The organism is Bacteroidota bacterium (assembly GCA_016183775.1).
In the GTDB taxonomy this organism is placed as follows: domain Bacteria; phylum Bacteroidota; class Bacteroidia; order JABDFU01; family JABDFU01; genus JABDFU01.
This window is the reverse complement of record JACPDY010000023.1, coordinates 27,036-52,941: the sequence shown is the minus strand read 5'-3', so window position 1 is coordinate 52,941 and position 25,906 is coordinate 27,036. Positions and strand designations below refer to the sequence as shown.

General features: G+C 41.2%; 10 protein-coding genes and 1 pseudogene. 7 read left to right on the top strand and 4 right to left on the bottom strand.

The window, feature by feature from the left end; all coding sequences use genetic code 11:
- The first annotated feature begins 47 nt into the window (after window positions 1-47).
- From HYU69_03270 to HYU69_03240, 7 genes are all read left to right on the top strand, one after another.
- A complete protein-coding gene (locus tag HYU69_03270) occupies window positions 48-473 on the top strand; it encodes a single-stranded DNA-binding protein (GenBank protein MBI2269357.1) in 426 nt (141 codons plus the stop codon).
- A gap of 239 nt (window positions 474-712) precedes the next feature.
- Window positions 713-2,038 (top strand): gliding motility-associated protein GldE, encoded by a 1,326-nt coding sequence (gene gldE / locus HYU69_03265; protein MBI2269356.1) that lies wholly within the window; start codon window positions 713-715, stop codon window positions 2,036-2,038.
- Complete coding sequence (gene gldD / locus HYU69_03260; GenBank protein ID MBI2269355.1) at window positions 2,025-2,666, top strand: gliding motility lipoprotein GldD; 642 nt, start codon at window positions 2,025-2,027, stop codon at window positions 2,664-2,666. Before gldE ends, gldD begins: the two co-directional genes overlap by 14 nt.
- 470 nt (window positions 2,667-3,136) lie before the next feature.
- Window positions 3,137-5,275 (top strand): choice-of-anchor L domain-containing protein, encoded by a 2,139-nt coding sequence (locus tag HYU69_03255; protein MBI2269354.1) that lies wholly within the window; start codon window positions 3,137-3,139, stop codon window positions 5,273-5,275.
- A 32-nt stretch (window positions 5,276-5,307) separates the two neighbouring features.
- Complete coding sequence (locus HYU69_03250; protein MBI2269353.1) at window positions 5,308-6,843, top strand: hypothetical protein; 1,536 nt, start codon at window positions 5,308-5,310, stop codon at window positions 6,841-6,843.
- Window positions 6,844-7,266: 423 nt separating this feature from the next.
- Window positions 7,267-9,705 (top strand): gliding motility-associated C-terminal domain-containing protein, encoded by a 2,439-nt coding sequence (locus tag HYU69_03245; protein ID MBI2269352.1) that lies wholly within the window; start codon window positions 7,267-7,269, stop codon window positions 9,703-9,705.
- 276 nt (window positions 9,706-9,981) lie between these two features.
- The gene (locus tag HYU69_03240) at window positions 9,982-12,888 is read left to right on the top strand and encodes a PKD domain-containing protein (GenBank protein ID MBI2269351.1); all 2,907 of its coding nucleotides are present in this window, start codon (window positions 9,982-9,984) and stop codon (window positions 12,886-12,888) included.
- 216 nt (window positions 12,889-13,104) lie between these two features.
- Here HYU69_03240 and aspS read toward each other — a convergent pair whose 3' ends face one another.
- The 4 genes and pseudogenes from aspS to HYU69_03220 form a co-directional block, all read right to left on the bottom strand.
- The gene (aspS, locus tag HYU69_03235) at window positions 13,105-14,850 is read right to left on the bottom strand and encodes an aspartate--tRNA ligase (GenBank protein MBI2269350.1); all 1,746 of its coding nucleotides are present in this window, start codon (window positions 14,848-14,850) and stop codon (window positions 13,105-13,107) included.
- Window positions 14,851-14,920: 70 nt separating this feature from the next.
- A pseudogene (locus tag HYU69_03230) lies at window positions 14,921-15,300 on the bottom strand (GxxExxY protein).
- Between the two features lie 38 nt (window positions 15,301-15,338).
- Window positions 15,339-18,416, bottom strand: a complete 3,078-nt coding sequence (locus tag HYU69_03225; GenBank protein MBI2269349.1) for a SpoIIE family protein phosphatase — start codon at window positions 18,414-18,416, stop codon at window positions 15,339-15,341.
- 189 nt (window positions 18,417-18,605) lie between these two features.
- Window positions 18,606-25,787 carry a VCBS repeat-containing protein gene (locus HYU69_03220; GenBank protein MBI2269348.1) on the bottom strand — a complete coding sequence of 2,394 codons (7,182 nt, stop codon included), beginning with the start codon at window positions 25,785-25,787 and terminating at the stop codon, window positions 18,606-18,608.
- Window positions 25,788-25,906 lie beyond the last annotated feature (119 nt).

The following is a 25,906-nucleotide window of genomic DNA, read 5'->3' as shown; positions in this document are numbered from 1 at the left end:
TTTATCTACATTTACAAACCCAATTCACCAATTAACATATATCAGCAATGACCGGAGTAAACAAAGTAATTTTAGTGGGCAACTTGGGTAAAGACCCTGAAGTACGCTACCTGGAAGGGGGAGTGGCCGTTGCTCATTTTTCAATAGCTACTTCCGAAACATATAAAGACAAAACAGGAAATAAAGTTGAATCCACCGAATGGCACAATATAGTAATGTGGCGCGGACTTGCCGAAGTAGCCGAAAAGCATTTGAAAAAAGGCATGCAGGTGTATATTGAAGGTAAATTACGCACCCGATCATGGGAGGACAAAGAAGGCCATAAGCGATACACCACCGAAATATTGGCGGATAATATGGTCATGCTGGGCCGTAAAGAAAACAACCCGCAAGCGGGTGTCAATCTGCCTTTGCCCGATAATTCTGCTCTACCGACAAGCAGTAATGATTCGACTGAGGATCTGCCGTTCTAGTTCCCGCCGTCAACAAATAAGAATAAAAAAATTACGAATGTATTTCCCTGTTCGCAATTATCCACTCCTGAATATTCAGAATTATACCGAGGGAATTTGATTTTAAGGATTTTGAGTCTCGGCATATACGGTTCTATGCCAATTTGGCGGATAAAAAATCCTTAAATTGACTAAGAACCGGTATAACGGGTTCATGAATCTTCGATTTCGTACATTCGCATCTTATTCGTTATTAATTGATGCTAAACACAATTCAATTATTCTTAGGTGAAATTATCATCCACCCATTATCGCCAGCCATAATTTTTGCGCTCTTGGGGATGCTGTTATTATTGACATTTACCACAGCAATTTCAGCGGCCGAAAGCGCCTTTTTCTCCTTGAACCCAGGCGACATCGAAGAACTGAAAAAAACAGGACACAAAACGGATGCGCTTATTATCGAACTTATTGACAGGCCCAAACGGCTGCTGGCAACTTTACTCATCAGCCTCAATTTTGTGAATATTGCCATTGTCATTCTTTCAACATTTGTGATGTCCGAACTTTTCGATTTCACCGAAAACCGAACATTTGGATTTGTCCTCCAGGTTGTGGTAGTGACTTTTTTGATCCTTATTCTCGGTGAGATCATTCCCAATGTTTACGCCATTCAGAATCCGCTTTCAGCCACGCGCCTGCTGGTGTTGCCAACACTTTTTTTTGAAAAGGTATTTTACCCGGTCAGCTCATTTCTTATTTTTTCCACTTCATTTATAGATAAACGCATTAAGAAAAAAACGCATAACATATCCGTTGAGGAATTATCACATGCCCTGGAACTTACATCAGAACAGGAAACGCCGCAGGATGATCAGAAAATTCTTCAGGGTATTGTAAAATTCGGCTTCACCGATGTTAAACAGATCATGTGTTCGCGGGTTGATGTTACGGCATTTGATCATTCCACCCCGTTCCCTGAACTGATCAAAAAAATTGAGGACTCTGTATATTCACGGATCCCGGTATATAAACAGTCGTTTGACAATGTTGCAGGTGTTTTATATATAAAAGATATTTTACCCCATCTCGAAAAACCGGATTTTGAATGGCAAACGCTTTTACGTTCGCCCTTTTTTGTTCCTGAAAGCAAAAAAATAGATGATCTGTTGCGTGAATTTCAACACAAAAAAATACACCTGGCTGTGGTTGTTGATGAATACGGCGGAACCTCAGGCATTGTAACCCTTGAAGATATCATTGAAGAGATCATCGGTGAAATAAATGATGAGTTTGACGATGACGACCTTGTCTATTCGAAACTGGATCCACAAAACTATGTATTTGAAGGCAGGATAGCTCTTAAGGATATATACAGGATCCTGGATATTGACGGAAAAAAATTTGAAGAAAGCAAAGGTGAATCAGATACGCTGGCCGGATTTTTAATTGAACTGGAAGGGCGTATTTTAGCAAGGGGCGAAAAAGTAAGTTTCAATAACCTTTTGTTTACGATAGAAGCAGCTGATAACCGGAAAATAAAACGCGTAAAGATCACTTTACCTAAAACCGATGAACACAAATAATTCTTTCCGCTTTTTAAGGTTTTCTGCCCTCTTACTTATTGTTTTGTATTTCTCTCTGTTCATTTCCTGCGATTCCGATGAAGACACTCTTTTACCCAAGCCGCGTGGATATTTCCGTATTGACCTTCCTGAAAAAAAATATCAGTCCTATAATTCCGATTGCCCTTTCACTTTTGAAGTTCCCACCTATGCTTTCATTCACCCTGATGAAGGGAAAAACGCAGAACCTTGCTGGCTGAATATCGACCTTCCCCGATTCAAAGGACGCGTCCATATCAGCTATAAACAAATAGAAAATAACCTGCCAACTTACCTGGAAGATGCCCGTTCGCTTGCCGCCAAACACCAGTTAAAAGCATCCGCGATAAGCGAAATGGTTGTTAAACACGATTCGTTAAATGTATACGGACTGATTTATGATATTGAAGGAAATGCCGCATCATCCCTCCAATTTTACCTGACCGACAGCACCCGGAATTTTTTGCGCGGAGCGTTGTACTTTATCGTACCCCCCAACAGCGACTCTTTGGCTCCCGTCGTTGAATTCATACGGAAAGATGTTTTCAGGCTTATCGATACCTTTCATTGGAAAGAAGGCGACCAGCTCACAAAACCCGCTTCCCGCTGATATCCAATTTTGATCCAATGTCGTTTAGTTAAGAAAATGCTTTGGTGAAAACCTGCCTGACCGGCAGGTTTGGAGTTTTGGTGGCAAAAATCAACTCGCCACCAAAGCACTAAAGCACCAAATCCAACTAAAAAGAAAAATACGAACGGCCAAATCCTTAACTAAACGACATTGAATTTTGATTTACATTTAAGTCAATCAATGTTAGTATTCCCGGTGGGATAGTCGTTTAAGCTAATATAATCGCATCATTTCAGGTATAACAACCATATAAATTCAAAATTTGACTTCTAATTAGGCTGAAATTGTACTTCCGGATAAATTCTTTCGAAATATCCTTTCATACCCCGACATTCTGTTTTTGCGAAATAAAAGGGGGCAAAAATTCCATTTTTACCTGAACACCAATGCCTTACATTAAATTAACTCATTGATTTTGCTGATAAATTATTGTAATTTTGGTAAACAGCATGTTGAACCCAAAATTTTATAGTGTCAGGATTATTATTTTGCTAATAGTTGGTGCTCCTCAATTATTTGCTCAGCTTACTATAAATACTTCTTTAACTCCTTCGCAACTTGTTCAAAATGTGCTTTTAGGGAATGGTGTGATAGCGAGCAATATTACTTATACCGGCTCACCCAACGCCATTGCAGAATTCGGCGGAACTACCAATATCGGAATTGCAACAGGAATAATCATGACCACTGGTGTTACCACCGGAATAAATGGCCCGCAAGGCCCAAACGGTTCACCAAGCAGTGGAATGGATAACGGTTACCCCGGTGATTCTCTTCTTAATTCAATTATTTCCGACAGTACACATAATGCATCTGTACTTGAGTTTGATTTTGTTCCCACAGGCGATACAATTAAATTTCATTATGTCTTTGGTTCGGAAGAATACCCGACTTACGCATGCAGTGCTTATAACGATATTTTCGGTTTTTTTATCAGCGGCCCGAAACCAATATCAGGTTCTTATATAAAAGAAAATATCGCCCTTATTCCCGGTACAATTCTGCCGGTATCTATCAAAAATATAAATAACCAGGGGTGTTCTATGTATCCGCAATATTATGTTAACAACGGAACGGGCAACACTCCGCTTGTGAACACAACTATACAATACAATGGCTTTACCAAACGCTTAACCGCAATTGCACCCGTAGTGTGCGGCTCCACCTACCATATAAAACTTGTCATTGCTGATGTTAAGGATGCGAACTTTGATTCGGGCGTGTTTCTTGAAGCAGGAAGCTTTTCAAGTAACAGTATTTCGATCAAAGCAAAAGTAGGATTCGGAAGTAATGACACTACTATTTTTGAAGGTTGCGGCAAATCAACTTTTATTTTAAGACGCAGCAAAAGCATGCTTTCAAAAGCTGATACGGTTAACTTCTCCTTAACCGGAACAGCTTCAAACGGAACCGACTATTCACTTACTTCGTCGAACATTACCGGGAGCAATATAATTTTTCCGGCCGGGCTGGACTCGATCCAGATAGACCTGAATGCCATGCAGGACCTTATCGCTGAAGGTATTGAATATTTCACATTAACATTGAATATCGTTCAGTGCAATAAAACCATTCAAAAGAGTGTGACAATTTATATCAACGATGTTGCCCCCCTTACTGTTTCAACAGGAAACGATATAAATCTTAGTTGCCCGGGCACAGCAATCACCATTAATGCTGTTGCCTCAGGAGGAGTCGGCATCGGCAATTACAGGTACAGTTGGAGTACCGGATCTTCCGGAAGCGGTATTTCCGTAAATCCTGCGGCAACAATTACCTATATTGTAAGTGTTACAGATACATGTGGTATATTCAGCGCAATAGACACCATTGTTGTAAACGTAAATTATACACCGCTTACTCTGAGCGTTTCCGCCAATACTGAAATTTGCCCGGGTGACAGTACAACACTTGCTGCCACTGCTGCATTGGGCATGCCCGGCTATAAATTAATATGGCTGCCGGGTAACGACAGCCTGAACAGCATTGTTGTAAAACCAAATGCAACTACAACATATTCCGTAACAGCAGCTGACAGTTGCGGACAAAAGGAAACAAAATATATAACCGTAACCGTTTCAGAAACAAATGCCGACTTTAATTATTCATTCGCTTCGGACCTGAGAGTTGATTTTTCAAATATGTCGACTGATGCGTCGAATTTTTTCTGGTATTTTGGCGATACTGCGTCTTCAACGCTCACTAATCCCAGTCATACTTACGCGGATTCCGGGACCTATACTGTAACCCTTATTGCTTCAAATGCGATCGGCTGCACTGATTCTGTTTCACGCACTTTTGTTTTATTTCCCGACCTGTATTTCTATTTCCCGAATAGCTTCACACCTAATAACGATGGCAACAATGATGTGTTCGCCGGAAAGGGCTACGGCGTTTTACGTTACACCATGAAAATATATGACCGTTGGGGAAATTTAATATTTACAGGGAATGAAACGGAACCCGGCTGGGATGGTAAAACCAAAAATGGCAAGGCGCAAATGGACTGCTATGTTTGCATATTTGATGTTGAAGATCATTTTGGACATAGTTACCACAAAATGGGAAATATAATGTTGATACGGTGATCAATTGATGAAATAAATAATTGCTTTAATTTATGCAAAACAATAAAAAATTATTTGAACTTATCCAATCCCTTTCCAAGTCAGAAAAGATTTATTTAAAAAAGTTTGCTTTCCTTCACGACAGAAATAAGAAAAATAATTACCTCGAATTATTCAACATCCTTCAAAAACAACGCACCTATGATGATGATAAACTTGCGGAAGCCCTGAAGAAAAAATCGATCTCGAAAAATCTGTCATCCATTAAGCATTACCTCTATAAGCTTATTTTACGAAGTCTGAGAAACTATCACCATGGCGACAATACTTCCATGGAAGTAAAAAACCTCATCGCAGATATCCATATTTTATATCAGAGGGGATTATACAATCAATGCAGATCTCTTATTTCCAGTACCAAGAAGATAGTTTTGAAATATGAAATGTATTCTGAATATTATATTCTGCTTAAATCTGAGATCAATTTAGTTATTGCGATACAGGGAGATGCCAACGAAATGAAAGAAATTGTTAAAGAGCAGAAAAGGGTATTGGCTATTCTGGCGAATAGCCTGACCTATCAGGAACTTTCAAACGAAACTTATTTTTATACAGCCCTTTCGGAGCAAACTGCTGCCCTGGATCAAAAAAAAGTACAGGAATTATTTCGCCATCCGTTTTTAACGGACATAAAACACGCGCAGACTTTTTACGACAAATCGAATTTTTATTTTTCCAACGGCCGGAAAAGATATTTACTTGCCGATGATAAAGCTGACGATTACCTGATTAAAAATATGGAATTATGGGAATCCAAGCCGCATTTTATCAAAGACAATGTATCTGATTATCTGGTTCTCCTGCATAATATTATGTTATTAAACGCACATAATGTAAAGAAAGCCGGGTTCATGTCGGAGCTTATCAATAAACTAAAATCAATTTCCAGTAATTCTCTTCACATTCAGGCAAAATTATTTCAATTTGCTTATATGACTCAACAAGATCAATCTACCTATTTTGGCACGTTTGAAGAAGAAAAAAAATCAATTCCATATATCGAAAAAGAATTAAAAAAGTATGATGCTGTGACCCCCTATAATATGAAGCTTGTATTCTACTTTAATACCGCTTACGTGCTTTTTGGATGCGGAGATTATAAAGCAGCGCTCTTGTGGATAAATAAAGCGCTGGACATTGAATCAAAAACAACTTCTAAATTATACATCATGATCTTAAAAATTATCAAGTTGTTCGTATTCCTTGAATTGAAAAATTTTGAATTGCTTGAATTCTCATTGAGGTCGGTCACCCGGACACAACGTAAATCATTTCCAAAAGGATTAAGCCTTATGCTGGATTTTATCAGAAAGTATCCTTCGGCAAATTCTGATAAACAGCTGATGCATCAATTATTACAAATAACGATTCAAAAATTAAACGAGATCATCAAGGATCCTGCGGAAAAGCAAATCATTGAAGCGTTTGATTTTCTTTCTTTGATTGAATCGAAATTCACAGGTCAGTCATTCGCCAGGATAGTTCAGGGAAAAGTGCAAAATAAAATCAGGGGGAAAGACCTGGTTTAAATACCCGGAGTTTTATTTTCTACGTTTCCCGGGAAGCCAAAATGCCGATATTTTCGATTGAAATTTCATTTTCAAATCCAATTTAAAAATTTTGCGTAACAAATACAAGGTAAAAATCATTCTTGCCCGGTCTTCTTTTCAAAAGATCATTCAGACCATCCCTGATCCCATTTCATGCACCCATGTGACCTTACTTTTCAGTATTAAGATTAAAATACGTGGATCGGCATTCTAATTAGACACCTAATTTTGAGAGCAATGTGGTTTTCGTTCAAACCTTTCACGATCTACATTTAACAAGCGAAAAATACCTTTGGCGAATAGGAACCTGAACTTATTGTAAATCATTCAAAGATTTCATAAGCAAATGTGATACTTGAAAATGGTGCTTGACTTTGTAAAATACTAACCACAACATACCACATGATCAAAAGAAGTATAGTATTAGCAGGAGTAATTCTCATAACCTGTTTCAGTTCATTTGCAACACATATTGTTGGCGGAGAACTCTGTTATGAATACCTTGGCGGAAACAATTACAAAATAATATTAAAAGTATACCGGGACTGCAACACCGGGAATGCCCCATACGACAGCCCTGCATGTGTAAGTGTTTTCAGCTCTTCAGGAACACTTTTAGATACCCTTAAATTAGCACTCCCTCCCACTAATGTGATCGTAACACCGCCTTCACCCTGCTTTGTTCCTCCATCAAATGTATGTGTAGAAGGGGCTATTTATACGATCACCGTTAACTTTCCTCCCAGGGCAGGAGGTTACGATCTTGTTTACCAGCGCTGCTGCCGCAACAGTACGATACTAAACCTTATTAATCCGGGCCTGGTTGGTTCGAGTTATATTGCGCACATACCTGACCAATCAACATTTGCAGTTAACAGCAACCCCCGTTATAAAAACTTTCCGCCGGTTTTTTTATGCGCCCGGCAACCCATAAAATTTGATCACTCTGCATCCGACCTTGACGGAGATTCACTCGTATATGAACTTTGTGATCCATTTGTCGGTGCCACCGCTTGTTGCCCTGTATTTGGTCCGGCCAAACCAACTGCTGCAAATTCAACTTGTCCTGCTCCTCCTTCATCATGTCCCAAAATTCCAGATGCTCCTCCATATAATTTTGTTCCATGGAAAGCGCCTTATAATGCACAATATCCCATGAGCGCTTTGCCCGCACTTTCTATTGATCCGTCAACCGGTTTGTTAACAGGTACGCCTAATATGATAGGGCAATGGGTGGTCGGGGTTTGTGTCAATGAATACAGAAATGGCATTTTGATCGGTAAACACAACCGCGACTTCCAGTTCAACGTGATCAATTGCGTAGGACTTGCCACCGTATCCATTCCGGCGCAAAGTTCTGTATGTGCCGGAAAAACAATCACTTTCCAGAATAATACCACCAACGCATCCAAATACCACTGGGATTTTGGTGTTAACGGCTCTTCAACTGATACATCCAACCTGGTTACACCCACATTCACCTTTCCCGATACCGGCAAATATACTATTACACTTATTGCCAATCCGGGATCCGGCTGTGCCGATACAGGGAAAACAACTATATCAGTATATGACCCAATTAATGCGAGCTATACTGTCCCTTCGGGCCAATGCCTGTCAGGAAATAGTTTCAATTTTAACGCTGCCGGCAACTTAACCGCCAAAGCTGTTTATTCGTGGACATTTGGAACGAATGCTTCTCCGTCTGTTTCATCAATTGTAAATCCATCGGGTATAAGGTATAATGCAGCGGGTACTTATGCGGTAAAATTAAGCGTTACCGATAATACATGTAGTGTCACTCTTATTGACACCATAAAGGTCTTTGCCCCGGTCGAGGCTTCTATACCAATCCAAACTCCTCTTTGCAACGGCAAGGTTATTACATTTCAAAACACAACAATAAACGGATCCAGGTACTTATGGGATTTTGGCGTGAATGGTACCGGAACTGATACTTCCGGCCTGTATTCGCCAACTTACACTTATACCGACACAGGTATGTATACTATTTCGCTGATCGCGAAGTCTGGCAATGCATGTCCTGATGACACAGCGAAAACCATGGTTAAAATATATGGCCCGCTCAACCTGAATTATGTAATTCCTCAGGGGCAATGTATCCAGGGTAATAACTTTAACTTTAACCTGAGTGGCAGTTTATCCGGCAAAGCCACCTACGCATGGTCGTTTGGTTCAGGCGCTACACCCCCTGCATCTACATCCAAAAATCCTACAGGTATCAGGTATAGCACGGTAGGCACTTACCCGGTTACAATAAGTGTATCAGATATTGGCTGTAATGCTGTTCATGCCGATACTGTCCGCGTATACGGAATGCCTCAAGCACAATTTACCTACACACCTAAACCTGCATGTCCACCTTTCGAATTGCAATTCACTGACAATTCAACACATAATTCTAATGGCACGCTAAGCTACGTTTGGAAATTCGGCGATGGTACAACTTCCGCGATTCAGAATCCAGTCCATTACTATGCAAGCGGAACGAATATCCATGGGTACCTGATCGTTTCTACAGACAAGGGTTGTAAGGACTCCATTGATTTCCATTTATCGGACTCTTTGTGTAATATTCGTATTCCAAACATAATTACTCCTAACGGAGATGGCAAGAATGACAAGTTTTACGTTGAAAACCTGGAGTATTATGCCGGCAGCAAATTGGTTATTTATAACCGCTGGGGACGCATTGTTTATGAGAATGGTAGCTATGTGAACGATTGGGATGGTAATGGGGTGTCGGATGGCACTTATTACTTTATTCTTTATGTATCAGATGGCCGCAAATTTCCAGGCTTCCTGACCATTTTGCGGTAACACATTAGTGGCACGATCGTTTTAAAAAACCAGCACACAATACAGATGTCATTTAAACTTGTCGGGCTTCCGCTTATACCTGACTCCATTAGAAAGGAAACCTTAAATACTGTCCATTTTAGTATACTTTTGTCTTTGTACTTTAAGGATTATGCTTTTACCTGCGGTTTTTGTAACTTAAGGTTTAGTTAGTTCCCGTTATTTAGCCAATGATCGGTATATTGATTGATCATTATCTGAATAACAGAAGTTTTCACCTGCCGGCCTTATCAAACAATGCTCAAGCGTTTAATTAAAATAGTTGTTTTTTTACTTTTCTATTCTATACCCGTTTTTTCAACGCATATTGTAGGAGGAGAAATTTACTATGAGTGCTTGGGTAATAACCAGTACCGTATTGTTTTAAAAGTTTACCGCGATTGTTACAACGGACTTCCCTGGTTCGATTCACCTGCTACTGTTGCGGTTTATGATTCGGGCAGCGTTCTTATCAGGACCATCGATCTTATTCCTCCCGGATCTGACACTTTGCCTATTAATATTACCAATCCATGCATAGTCCCCCCTGCAAACGTTTGTGTTGAACAATGTATTTATTCAGACACAGTTACTTTGCCACCAATTCCGGGCGGATATACATTGGTATATCAAAGATGCTGCCGCAACAATACCATTCTTAACCTTGTAAGCCCCGGTGACGTAGGCTCTACATATTTTACAACAATACCGGATACGACTATTGTCAAATGTAACAATAGCCCGCATTTTACAAATTATCCGCCGATCTATATCTGTGCCGGAGTGCCTTTACAATTTGACCATTCTGCAACTGATGCCGATGGCGACTCGCTTGTATATGAACTATGCGACACCTATCACGGTGCAAGTAGTTTTTCACCAATGCCCAATCCTCCATCGCCTCCACCATATACTGCGGTGCCCTGGGCGCCGGGATTTAATGGCTCATATCCCATCAAATCAAATCCCGCAATTAAAATTGACCCGAAGACAGGGATGATAACCGGTACTCCAACAATGATAGGACAGTGGGTAATTGGTGTTTGTGTCCGCGAATACCGGAATGGCGTATTGGTTGAAATACACAAACGCGACTTCCAATTCAATATAATCAATTGTTCCCATGTTATTGTATCATCTATTCCCGCACAGCAAACCTTTTGCTTCGGGAAGACCGTTAACTTTTTAAATAATAGTCTTAACGCTAATACATTTCATTGGGACTTTGGCGTACCTACTCTTACAAACGACACTTCCAATCTTAAAGCACCGGGTTATACTTATCAGGATACAGGCGTTTATGTTATTACACTTGTTGCAAACCCCGGCACCATTTGCGCTGATACGGCCACCAGTACTTTCAAAATCTATCCGCCCCTGGAGCCCAAATTTATTGCGCCGCCTGCCCAATGCTTATCCACCAATAGTTTTAATTTTAACGGCAGCGGAGTTACTTCTACGAAATCAACATACGCCTGGAACTTCGGACCAAGCGCTATACCTTCAACATCAACAAAACAAAATCCGACAGGGATAACCTTTATAAAAGCGGGAACATTTGCTGTTACTTTTACGATCAGTGATCATGGCTGTACACAAATATTTACAGATTCTGTAAGTGTATTGCCTTCTCCTACATCACAGTTTTCTGTCCTGCAAACGACTTGCTTCGGAAAAGTTGTAACCTTTATTAACCAGAGTACTAATGCAACGAATTATCGCTGGGACTTTGGTGTACCCGCATTACAAAACGACACTTCACGACTCATACAGCCCAATTACACATATCCTGATACAGGAACTTACACCATTACATTGATCACAGATCCACGAACCATATGCGCGGATACTATTACCGGCACTGTTAGAATCTATCCGCCCTTAATGCCAAAGTTCGTTGTTCCCGGCCCTCAATGCGTGTTAACAAACAGCTATAATTTTAACGGCACGGGTATTACAACATCCAGGTCCACCTATTCATGGAACTTCGGGGTAAATGCAACTCCGGCAACATCAACACAACAAAATCCGTCAGGAATAATTTTTTCCAATGCAGGAAAACAAGTTGTTCAATTTACGATTACCGATCGCGGCTGCTCACAATCATTCATAGATACAGTTATAGTGTTGCCGGCACCCATACCACAGATCTCCGCTCAGGTTGGCCAATGCATAAACAACAACAATTTTAATTTTAACGGGACAGGAAACTCTACTTCGTCGGCTACCTATTCATGGACATTCGGATCCAATGCCATTCCTACGGCTTCAACATTAAAAAATATGTCCGGCGTTAAGTTCAATGCTGTAGGAAAATTCCCGGTCACATTCAGTATTACAGATCATGGCTGTACAGTGTCAACTACCGACACTGTCACTATTTATCCTTTACCAACAGCTAAATTTGATATGCCGCCTAAAACGGGCTGCAAACCGTTCAGAGTGCAGTTCACGGACAGCTCTCTTTCACAACTTGCGCTAAATTATCTCTGGAAATTCGGCGATGGACAAACCTCAACACAACGGGATCCTGTGCATATATATACTTCATCAGGCATTTTCAATGTTTCACTAACAATTGTAGCGACCAATGGCTGTGTAGACACTATCACATTTACAAAACCTAATATAATAACAGTATTACCCGGACCCGATGCCGCTTTGAGTGCAGATCCGACTTCTACTACCATTTCTGATCCCGCCTTTGCATTTACCGATGAGAGCCTGCAATCCATACGTTGCAAGTTGTTTTTCGGAGACGGTGACAGCTCCTTTGATTGCAGTACACATCATGTATATAAGCAAGTGGGCACATATACAGTAACTCAGGTTGTGATCAATGAATATGGCTGCCTGGATACCAACTTTATTACAGTTGAGGTTACGCCTGATATCCGGGTTTGGATACCAAACGCATTCACGCCAAACTCAAGCGGATTAAATGATGTATTTATGCCAATTACCGAAGGCATTGCTCAATATCATTTTATGGTCTTTGATAGGTGGGGACAATTGGTTTTTGACACAACCGAACAGGCAAAGGGTTGGGATGGAAAATACAAGAGAGATAATTGTCCTGAAGATGTTTATGTATATAAAATTGAACTTACCGATATCAAAGAGCATAATAAAACGTATATAGGACATGTTACTCTAATAAGATAGCTTATATATTCACTGATCTTTAATATTGTCTATAAATCTACGATGAAAAAATCAAGGCCTTAGTCCAGGATTTTAGGTTTTATTTAAAATCTTTTTAATAGGAGACCTTTTTTAAGCAGCTTTTAAAGGAGTCGAAAAACTACTTCAAAGGATTTGTTGAAGGTTTTGTCGGAATTCGAACAATTAATAAATTAGAGTAAGAAGGGTTTTTGAAGATCACTTCTCATCCCTCAACTTAATACCCAACTCCTTCAACTGTTCCTCACTAATCTTAGAAGGGGCATCAATCATTACATCACGTCCGGAGTTATTTTTAGGGAACGCAATAAAATCGCGTATCGATTCGGCTCCGCCAAATAAAGAGCAAAGGCGGTCAAAGCCAAAAGCAACGCCGCCATGGGGTGGGGCACCATATTCAAAAGCATTCATTAAAAATCCAAATTGTTCATGGGCTTCTTCATCGGTAAAGCCAAGTCGTTTGAACATCAGTGCTTGTAATTCTTTGTTGTGGATACGTATAGAGCCGCCGCCCACTTCAACGCCGTTTATTACCATGTCGTAGGCGTTTGCACGCACCGCGCCGGGGTTACTTTCAAGCAGGTCCATATCCTCAGGATTTGGGGAAGTAAAAGGATGGTGCATAGCGAACCATCGTTTTTGTTCTTCGTTCCATTCCAGCAAAGGAAAATCAACTACCCATAAGCATGAAAATTTGTTTTTGTCGCGTAGGCCAAGGCGTGTGCCCATTTCGAGGCGCAGCTCATTAAGCGCTTTACGCGTTTTATTGGTTTCGCCGGCGAGTATAAGCATAAGGTCATTGGGCTGCGCGCCAAATGCTTCAGCCCATTTTTTTAATTCATCCGCGTTAAAAAATTTATCAACGCTTGATTTAATGATCCCGTCATTCTGGTAGCGTGCATAAATAAGCCCGGTAGCGCCCACTTGCGGGCGTTTTACAAATTCAGTTAATTCATCCAGTTGTTTGCGGGAGTATTCTCCGCAACCCTTCGCGCAAATGCCCACAACAAGTTCCGCGTCATCAAATACCTTAAATCCTTTTCCCTTTACTATGTTGTTCAATTCAACAAACTTCATTTCAAAGCGAGTGTCTGGTTTGTCGCAGCCATAATACCGCATAGCATCAGCATAGGTCATGTGCGGCAGCGTTGGAATATCAATTCCTTTAACCGTTTTAAACAAATGGCGCACCATTCCTTCAAATGTATTTAACACATCCGCGCGCTCCACAAAACTCATTTCGCAGTCTATCTGGGTGAACTCAGGCTGGCGGTCCGCACGTAGATCTTCGTCCCTGAAACATTTTACAATTTGAAAATACCTGTCAAATCCTCCAACCATAAGCAACTGCTTAAAGGTTTGAGGCGACTGAGGTAAAGCATAAAACTCACCGGGGTTCATGCGTGAGGGTACAACAAAATCGCGGGCGCCTTCAGGCGTTGATTTGATCATTACAGGTGTTTCAACTTCAAGAAACCCTATGCCGCTGAGGTAATTTCGTGTGGCAAGGGCCAGTTTATGACGTAATTCCAGGGCTTCACGAACAGGGTTCCTGCGAAGGTCGAGGTAACGGTATTTCATCCGTAACTCTTCGCCGCCGTCGGTGTTGTCTTCAATGGTGAAAGGCGGGGTCTTCGAGGAATTTAATACTACAATATGATTTACAAGTAGCTCGATCTCGCCGGTTGCCATCTTTAAATTTTTGTTGCTTCGCTCACGTACTGTTCCTGTAACCTGTACAACCATTTCTCTTGCAAAGCCTGCGGGTCCGATGATAGCGCTGTTCTCAATATCAAAGACCAATTGCGTTAGTCCGTAACGGTCTCTTAGGTCAACAAATGTGATGCTGCCCAGTTTTCTTTCACGCTGTACCCATCCGCAAAGGGTAACAGGTTTATTAATATCTTTAATGGTAAGTTCTCCGCAGGTGTGTGTACGCAACATAGAAAGTAAAATTAAGGGTAGTGTTTATTAGTTAAGTTTTAGCACGCAAAGACGCAAAGATCGCAAAGTTTTATAATTGGTTAACAATTCTTGAAATACCATCTTTTATAAATGTTACATTAAAATTGACGAGCAATCCTAACTTTAAATTCGTTAATCTCAAGTATGTTAATAGTTGTTTAGGATGTACCGGTGCTAATATTTCAATAGATTTTATTTCAACAATTACTTTTTCTTCTACAATAAATATCAGCTCTAAAGCCAAGATCCATCTTAGTGTTTTCATAGACTACCGCTATCCCTTGCTGCCTTGTATAGCTGATTCCTAATTTGTCCAATTCAAAGCAAATGGCTGCTTCATAAACGGATTACAGTAGTCCGGGTCCTAAAGCTTTATGAACCCTTAAAAAATATATCTACTAAAATTGTAGCTATTTCATTTTCAGTCATGTTTCTTTGCGGCCTTTGCGCCTTTGCGTGAACACTTTTTACAGTTCAATACCTATCACGAGTATATCATCCACCTGCTCATTATTGCCCTGCCAGGCTCTCAGCAGGTCGCTTAACTCATCATGGTGTGATGTTATTGGTTTGGATTGGATTGACAACAGGTGCTGCTCGAAACGTTTGGTAGTGAGTTTTTTACCCTGTTCGCCGCCAAACTGGTCCACAAAGCCGTCGGAGAGAATATAGAAACGATCGCCCTTGCCAAGCTTCAGTGAATGGTTTGTGAAGCGGAAATTTTTTTCAATTTCCATGCCCCCGATGGAATAGCGGTCGCCTTTGATTTGTTGCAGTTCATAGCTGCCTGTGTTTTTCTTTCCAACAAATATCGGGCGTTTGGCACCGGCATAATCAACTGTCAGATTTTTTTTATCGATCACGCATATAGCCAGGTCCATCCCGTCTTTCGACTCAAAACTTTCGCGGTCCTGTTTTAACGCTTTGCGCAGTTGAATATTTAAATGATCGAGTATTTCGGCCGCGTTGGATATATTTTCCTGCTTGGCGATCTCGTTTAGCAATGATGTTCCGATCATACTCATGAATGCGCCTGGAACACCGTGTCCGGTGCAGTCTACAGCCGCTACAAATAATTTGTCTTCTTTATCAAGAAACCAGTAAAAATCGCCGCTAACTACATTGCGGGGGTAAAAAAGAATAAAAGAGTTGGGTAAAATTTGTTTGAATTCCTGGGTCAGAGGCAATATTGCGTTCTGTATCCGTTTTGCATAATTAATACTGTCGCTGATGTCAGTTAATGCCACCGAGAGGTGGTCGTTGGATTTTTTCAATTCAACAGTGCGTTCGGTGACTTTTTGTTCAAGTATTAATTTTTGTTTTTTAAGCTGTTTTGTTTTGAACTGAACAAAACCAACTGTTCCGGTAATGATTGACAGCACAGATACAGTATAAAACCACCAAGTTTTGTACCAGGGCGGATCAATAGTGAATGTATATTCAATTATATTGTCGCTCCAATACCCGTCGCTGTTGATCGCTTTTACTTTAAATGTATAGCTGCCGGGGTTGATGTTAGAGTAGGTGACATAATTTTCTGTTGTAAGCGGCGACCAGTCATTATCCTGGCCTTCGAGTATATGTGAATATTTTACAACATCAATACTAATGGCCTGAAAATAAAATGTAAGCTGACTTTTGTTATGCGGTAGAACCAGGGTGGACGGCAATCCGGTTTTGCGGTCGATATGCAAACCAAGTTTCGCGGTATCCAGGTTCTGATACAGCAGTTGTATGTTGTTTAGTACCAGTTTAGGAGGGGCGTTGTTTATATAGTCCAGCAAGGGATTGTAGCGTACAAGGCCGTCATTGGTACACATCCATATAAGTCCATCTTTATCCTGTGTAATTCCATCATTGGGTATCTCAATACTTTTTAAACCCTGCTGCTCGCCGAAGTATTTATTGGATTTGATATTAAAATTCTCATCAAATGTGATCTTGTTTGCTCCTTTGTTTGTGCCTACCCATAAGTAGGCGAAGCTGTCGAAGTAAAGGGTTGTGATATTGTCAGAACACAAGCCGCTTTTTGAATTTATTGTAATAAATTTCTCTTTAGATAGAACTGTGAATCCGTCTTCATCACTTCCAAAATACAGGTTGCCAAAATTATCTTCAGTGATGGTTTGTACAGTATTACCGGCTAAACCATTGGAGGCATCATAGGTATGAAATGTTTTCCCGTCGTATTTTATAAGGCCTTTCTGAAATGTTCCTATCCATATATTTCCCGACCTGTCTTCGTAAAGTGTAAGAATGTTATTGGTGGGAAGGTGATTTTTCGAGTCCAAGTGGACGATGGAATCTTTATTAATTATAAAAACCCCGTCACCGAAAGAAGCGGCAACTATATCATTGTTTTTTGTCGCAATAATCTTTGAAATAGGATTGTTTAATGGGGTGTTACCTAATTTTAAAAACGATCTTTTAAAAAGATAAGAACCAGCTTCGGCTTCAAGATAAATAATTCCGCTTCCGCGCGTTCCCAGCCACAAACCCTTTTGTTGATCAGGGCTTTCGGTTATTACCATAACATCTTTAAGCTCTTTAAGCTCGGTGAACTTTGAAATTTTATTTTCCCTCACGATATTTATTCCTTTTTCGGTAAACACTAAAAGGTCGTTGTTGGAATTACGTTTGATGGTGAAAAGGCTGTTTGAAGCTAATCCGTTTTTTTCGCTATAATAAAGCATGGCTTCATTATGCAATATATTAATTCCGCCTCCTCCTGTTCCGATCCATAGTTTTCCTTCGTAATCGTTACAAATGCTGAGTATGAAGTTAGAGGTCAGTCCGTTCGCGTCTGTTATCTGGCTGAACTGTCTTTGTGAATATTTAACAAGTCCCTGCTGGTCGGTAGCGATCCATATATTGTTGTGCTTGTCTTTGCAGATGTCGAGGATCAGAGCCTCATCAACACCTGCTGAAATTTTAAAAGAGCGAAATTTTTTTCCATCAAAAAGGTTGACTCCCCCCACGATCGTGCCGATCCAAAGGTTTCCATTATTGTCTTCTTCAAGGCAGTATACCGAGTTGTCACTTAACCCGTTTTGTTTGGTAAACACGTCTATTTTTTTGCCATCATATTTACATATCCCGGCTTTTCTTGTACCGAACCAATAATTGCCGATTCGGTCCTGGATCATACAGAAGATCTCATTCGTTGGCAGACCATCTTTTGTTGTTATATATGTAAATTTTTTCCCATCATAGCGGGCCAGCCCGGTGTTGGTACAAAACCAGATATTTCCTTCCCTATCCCTGTATATTGAATTCACTTTGTTGTCCGGCAATCCGTTTTTATCGGAATAAAAAGTGAAGTTTTTGCCATCAAACCGGCCTGCGCCCAGTTCATCTAAGCTAAACCAAATGTCACCAACCGAATCTTCGCAGATAGCTTTTACAAGATTTCCTGGCAGGCCGTTCTTTTTGGTATAACAGGTGAAATTTCGTCCATCGAAACGATTCAGGCCACCTTCTTCGGTTCCTATCCAGATAACGCCTTTTTTATCTTGGTATATTGAATTAACGATTGATCCGTTCAACCCATTTTTCGATGAGAGTATTTTGATATTATTGTTTTGAGCATAACAACAATAACTATAAATGTATACTATCAGGTAGGTAAGAAATACAGGTATTTTATTTGAAAGGGGAAGCAAGTCGATAAAGTATTAAATAAAAAAGCCCGAAGCACAAGTTTGGGCTCCGGGCAAAGTTAATATTAAAGTTAATTAATTAATAACCAATTTTTTGATCAGTCTTACATCTGGCAATGAGATATTTAACATGTAAACACCGGCAGGTAAGTTCGAAATATCGATCTGTTGAGTGCGTTTATATTGACCCGGTGAAATATCCTCTGATCTTATTTCAGTCATTACCTGTCCGACCATGTTATGAATGGTAAAGGTATATTGCTGTTTAACATTCGGGTAATCTACGTTAAGTAACCCCTTCGCAGGGTTCGGGTAAACAGTAATCTCTTTATCAAGCGCCGATTCGGTAATACCGGTAACTGTCAATGATACATTTTTGATATTTGAAACTGATTTAACGATCGCCGCGGTTTTCAGATTTGGCGCCGAGCAAGTGAGGTTCCAGATCGTTTCCAGTTTGTATGCAACCTGTGTTGATGTAACAGGCGGGTAGTCAGTATAAACTGAGTTCGAGCCCGGAACGGAGTCAATTGCTTTAAAGTTCAATCCTGTTCCCGTAGTATCGCGCATGATACGGTACATGTTCACCGTAGCACCTGAATACTGGATCCAGCTCATGTTGATCGCATTGGCCACTCCAAGATTAGTTTGCAGGAATATTGAACCATGGTAATTAGTAAGATTAATGTCGCCCTCGTTTCCGCAGGAATCATGGACTGTTACCTTATAGCGGAAGTTAGTGGTGTTTGGATCCGCTTTAGGAACATACACGGAATCAGCAAATTCACTCGATACACCGTACTTTTGGCTTCCCACACGCGTATATCCGAGCCCCGCCACTTCGCGATAAATGATGAAACTGTCAATGTTGGCAATTAAAGGTTTTTGCCATGTTACGATGTTGTAATTAGAAGTTGAATCCACAGTAACAAGACAAATGCTTTGCTGCACTGTACCCTGCACATCTATTGGTAAAGTGGAAATTGCACCATTGCCGCAGGAGTTAACCCCGTTCACCGTAATATTACCTGATACTGCATTTGAAGTATAGTTAACGGTAATACTGTTAGATGTACTTCCCGCAGTTATATTCACCCCGGCCGGAACCGTCCATGTATAGGAAGTTGCCCCGTTTACGAGAGGGATGGAGTATATCGCTCCATTTACCAGCGGACAAGAAGTAATTGTTGCCGGGCCCGAGATAGAACCCGCGGCACCGGGAACGCTGTTTACGTTAACATGCAGTATAGCGGCTGTTCCATCACCGCATCCGTTTCCGTTCGTTCCATATACTGTTATGTCGCCGCTCACAGCAACACTTACAGGGAAATTAACAGTAATACTGTTGGTGCCTTGTCCGCTCGCGATAACTGCGCCCATTGATGAAACATCCCATGTGTAACCTGTGGCATTATTTATTGTGGGTACGGTGTATATAACTCCCACAGCTCCTTCACATGCATTGGTAATACCGGTAATAACACCTGCAGGGTCGGGAATTGGTTTCACGGTAACAGGGAAGGAAGATGATGTGCCTAAGCCACACATATTCTTCCCCGCAACTGTAATGTTTCCGGTTACCGCATTTGTGCCGAAATTAACATAGATGCTGGACGTTGAGTCGCCTGAGGTGATCGTTGCTCCGGTTGGTAATGTCCATGCATATTTGTCGGCACCTGAAATTGCGGCGCTGTGCGTATACAATACATTGGATGAGCCTGCGCATACAGGCGATACTCCTGTTATAGTAGTTGCCGCGTTTGGTACACCTGTTACAGTGATGAACGCATTTTTGGTAACCGATGATGTGGTAGTGAAACTGTTTGTAACTGTAAGGGATACAGTATAAGTACCTACAGTATTGAATGTATGTGAAGGAGTTTGTAAAGTGGAAGTGTTGTTTGCTCCTGATCCAGGGTCTCCGAAATTCCATGCCCAGTTGGTAAGTGTGCCTGAAGCGGTAGCCGACAGATCCTGGAAGTTTACAACCGAACCCGCGCAGACGCTTGTTTTGTCCGCGGTGAAGTCCGCACTTAAAGCGCAGCTTATACGTTTAATGCTTACATCGCTTGTTGTTGGTGTGCAGGCACCGCTGCTTACAGTCCAGCGCATGCGCAGAGAATCTCCAACGTTAATACCTGTTACAGTGGATGTAGGACTGGAAGGTGTTGTAATAGCTGCCGGTGAAGCGCCTTTATATAAGAAGGTCCATGCACCTGTAAATGGTGATCCCGGATTAGTGGCACCTAACGTAGCAGTGTTGCTGCATAATGTAAGTTGGTTAGCTCCGGCAACTGCAGCAGGAGGAGGTTGATTAACAGTAACGGTAAATGTTATTGTTTTTGTGGTATTGTTAATCGCATTATCAATTACATTAACTGTTATTGTTGAAGTGCCATATTGACCGGCAGTTGGTGTATAGGTCAGCGTACTGGTAGAAGCAGGGCTTGTGTAGTTGACTGTAACAGAAGAAATCAAAGAAGTGTTACTTGAGTTTGCATTAATCGATATGTTTTGATTGCCTTCGCCTCCATCTGTAATGCCCGTTAAATTAATTGTTTGAAGACCTGCGTTCTGACAAATGCTTGCAGGATTAGGTATAGCTGCTATTGTAGGAGCTATGTTATTTGTAACAAAGTTTTTCCAGCTTATACCCGCAGTTAAATAATTAATATCACAACCCGAACCATTGAATTCATAAATATTATAATAATATAACGTATAAGAATTTAATCCGGTAACGGTAACACTAGTCCCTGTACCTTTATAAACGGCATAGTTTCCGCCACCTAAATTTTGTCCGCTGCCATATACTGAACTAATCGTTGAATAATCGATCCCGTCAAACGGAGCTATTGCCGGAGCATTATATGGTCTGACAATTACAATCCGGTTAGAGCCATTTCCATTTGTCCAGTTAAGCGTTGCCGTGGTCGTGGTTACAGAGGATGAATGATTGGAAGCAGGTGTGCTTGGTTCCCCAGAAAGAGTTCCGTTCATTTCGTTATTAAATACAGAAATGTTTGTTGTTCCCGATCCGGCAACAATATCGCTTTTTCCATCATTATTAAGATCGGCCACAGTTATAGAAGGAGTAGGGTTAACACCCGGAATGGTATAATCAACTTTTGAGTTAAAGGTAAAGCCTGAAACAGATGTATTCTCAAAAACAGAGAGCCTTGAACCTACACTGGCAGTGTTGTAACCTATTGTAAGATCCGGATAAGTATCTCCATCAAGATCGTTAATTGCAATATCGCCCGGCGTGTTGGCTAAACCTGTGAGGGTTACGCCGGAAGCGAGTGTTATTACTCCCGCTGTGGAGTTATTGCGTACCACTGAAACACCGCTGGTGCCATGGCCGATACAAATGTCAGCTTTTGTATCATTGTTTATTTTTCCGATAGCAATGGCATTAATGGCGCCCGAGGCCGATGGATTATAATCTACACGGGCAGCAAGCGTAACGTTGCCGCTGGTACTTGTATTCCTGAATACGGATAATTGATTGGTGCTGCCCGAGCAGGCAACAACAATATCTGATTGAGATAATGCATCGCCGTCAATGTCGGCAACAGCTACTCTCCCGGAAATGGTTCCTGCAGGAAGCGCTTTGTCAACTCTCGGGGCAAGACTTAAATAGCTGTTAGAGCTTGTATTCCGGAAAACAGATATGCTGTCGTTGGTATAGCCTACAATAATATCAGGTTTTCCATCCAGGTCAATATCGCCTGTGGCAAGAGAGATCGGGGCCACGAGTGTATTATATTCAAGCGGAGGGTAAAAATAAATAGCGCCGGAATATCCGTACCCTTTAATAAGCGAAATAGAATTCATGGATTTATTGGTTACGGCAATATCCAATACTCCATCTCCGTCAAAATCATTCACGGTTATAGCAGAAGGCCTGTATTTAATATACATTAAGACACGTGAGCCAAATGAGATGTTTCCACCTACGCTTGTATTACGGAAAGTGGAGATATAATAGCTGCTTGTGTCAACGGTAAGTATGTCAACCAATCCATCGTTATCAAAGTCTGCAAGGGTTTGGGCTGTAACATTGCCATAGGATGTAAGTGAATTGGTCAGGTTGTATGATGATAAGTTGATGGCACCAGGACAATTTTGAGTGACTACAAAAGGCTGAGCGGAATATCCGGTAAGATTATTTGCTGTAACTGAGATCGGTTTGAAGGATGCGCCATTCGGTACAATAACAACCAGTTGATTCGCTGTTGCGCTTAGCACAGTTGCCTTTGTAGCTCCAAAATATACAGTGTTAAGCGAAGCAGTGGTGTTGTAATTTGTACCTGTAAGTGTTACTGTCGTACCCACGGTACCGCTTGCCGGAGTAAACGATGCTATGGTAGGGATTCCAATAGGAGAGGTAGTAACATTACCAGTTAAATAACTTGATGTTAAATAATTTTCGTTCGGATAAGTGCCATTATACTCAAATACATCAAAATTATAAGTTGTATTTGGACTAAGTCCTGTTACAGTAACCGAATTACCTGCAGCATTGTATACAGCATAGTATTTGTTGCCAATTATAGAGCCGTAAGTGAATGTTGAACTGGCATAATAGCCGTAGGCGGTTTGATCAAGAGGGAGATTGACCAAAGCCCCGGAATATACCCATCCGCTTGTGTTTGTAAAGTTGCTCGCGGCAGTTGTCGATGCGAAATTATATAAAGTACCGTTGCTTAATGTGTTCAGGGATGAGTTGGTAATAACTGAACTGGAAGATGAAGCTCCTTCATCCAGTTTCCAATAACCTAAAAGATTGCTTTCATTCCCATATAATGAACGGGTCATATAACTGTTAATGGTAGAAGATGCCATTGCGTAACCCCAGATAGAAACCTCATCCAGCTGACCGTTGTATAGATTGCCGCCGGCCATACTTCCAAGTGTAAACTTCTTGGTTGTTGTACATGGCCCTGAAGAACCATACCATGGCGAAGACGATCGTAAAACCCCATCGATATACATTTTACTGCTGCTGTAATCAACCACGTAAGCAATATGATGCCATTTGCCATCGGCAACGGAATCATTGTAATTGCTGCTGAGCCAGGTATAGTTGGAAGGATCTTTTCCGTAGAAACCATGCACAGATCCGCCATCAAGGTAAAGCATATATCCGTTCCAGGATCCCAACATGTATTTGTTAGCAAGGCCTATGAAGCCATAGGTTTTTTGGGTGGTTTTAACCCATGTGGTAATGGTTAAAGGGAAAGCATTTAAGGTTGAATTATGCGGAACAGCAACACTGTCGTTTACCCCGTCAAAAGCAAGGGCGGTTTGTTCTTTGCCAGCCCTGACTGAAACAAGTCTATTAGTGCCATTACCAGAAGTGAAAGTTGCTGTAACTGAATTATTGGTAATTGCGCTGAATACCAGATTTGATGGAGGAATTGTAGGTTCAGCTGTGGCTGTTGTCTTATTGCCGATCGCATGTACTGATGTAAGGTAATTAGCAGTAATGCCTGACCCGTTGTATTCGAAAACATATACATTATAATTTGTTGCAGGCGTAAGTCCGTAAATATTTACAGAGTTATTGGAGCCCATGTACACCACATAATATTGACCCGCGATCTGAGTTCCGCTGCCAAAGTTAGCGTTTGCTGTATAACCCGTTTGGTCAACAGGTGCCGTATTTCCTGAGCCTGATACTACCCATCCTCCGGCTGGTTTTGAAAAGGATATAGCGCTGGTTGTATCAGTAAAGTTTACCAGTTTACCATTGATGCCAGTTGTATTTGAAAGATTCACAGCAACGGATGTGCTTATATCGCCGTCATTAAATCTCCATAAGCCTATCAGGTTTATATTTGACGGAACAACATTATCAAACAAATTGCTTTTAATATTCGATTGTGTTCTTGCGACGTTCCACAGGCGAACCTCATCCAATTGTCCGGTAAAATAATTTGTGGTTGTTACTGAAGATGAATAAGATGCTCCTATTTTAAGGTTAATGGAATTATCGATGGAGCCATTTGCCAGGGCGTTGCTGGCGGTGTGTTCAACTTCTCCGTCAAGATATACTGTGCAGGTGGTGCCGCTTATGCGATCAACCACAAGGGCCGCGTGGTGCCAGCCGCCATCAGTTATTTTTGTTGGTGCAGTGCCATAACAGGAATTGCCGCTTCCTCCGGCTCCACCGGTAACTTCATAGTATAACCTGTTTTGTGTTGTAAGTTGAAGTTTAAAGCCAACCCCATATGCTGCAGCGGCATCACTTTTTCCAATGATCTGTTGAGTAACACCGCTTACAGATGTTTTAAACCAGGCCTCAGCTGTAAACGAGCCGGTGCCCATATTCAAAGCAGGTTTATGCGCCACATCAACATGGTTTGTTCCGTTTACCTCGATCGCGGTTTTGTTCCCGAAATTTTGCTTGATACCTACCAGGCGTGTTGCCCCGTCTCCGTTTGCCCAGCTGACGGTCATGGAATTTGCAGTAACATTGCTGAATACAAGGCCGTTTGCGGGAGCTGTGGGTTCGGCGGCAGGTGTGGTAAATGTTGCAGTGCCATATGCAGATGTAAGATAATTATTGGACCCGCCCAAGCCGTTATATTCAAATAATGAAAAGGCATATGTGGTTGCCGGCGACAAATTAAGAATAGTTACGGTGGTGCCGGAGCTATTGTATACTGCATAGGCAGAACCAACCAGGTTACCGCTTCCGTAGGTAGTAGATGCAGTGTAAACGGTACCATCAACCGGAAGATGAGTGTTGCTGACAGCCTGTTTAACAGTTCCGATGCGATAAGCTCCGTTGCCCGCAGTCCAGGATACCTTGACAGATGTAGGATTAATATTGGACACAACCAATGAAGTTGGTTTTGTTGTTGGCTCATTGGTTAATGTGTAATGGCTGCCTCCCCAGTAATATGAATAATTGTATCCGGTAAATACATTATAAGTGTAAGTGTATATGCCTACAGTATATGAAGTATTGATCGTTAATCCTGTAATGTTTACAGAGCCACCGCTGCCTTTAAAAACCACATAACTTCCTGTTCCGGTACTGGAGCCCGCTCCGAAAGAAGGATTTGCGGTATAATTTATAAAACCATCAACAGGTCCGGCGGGTGATGCATTTGCTCTCACAACCACAAGGCAGGTTGTGCCCGGGAGGGAAACGACCATTGAGTTGGTTGTGATATTGCTGAAGGTTTGAGCAAAAGATATTGCAGAATAAACTGTGATGGCAAGTGCAAATAATATTTTTTTCATTTGTATATAATTTTTTAAGTTACTGTTTGTCAGATGGAATACGCTATATATTCATGTAGGTTTGTATACCAGCAATAATATGGCTATTTCATGGAAAATGGTTAGGGATTTAACTTAAT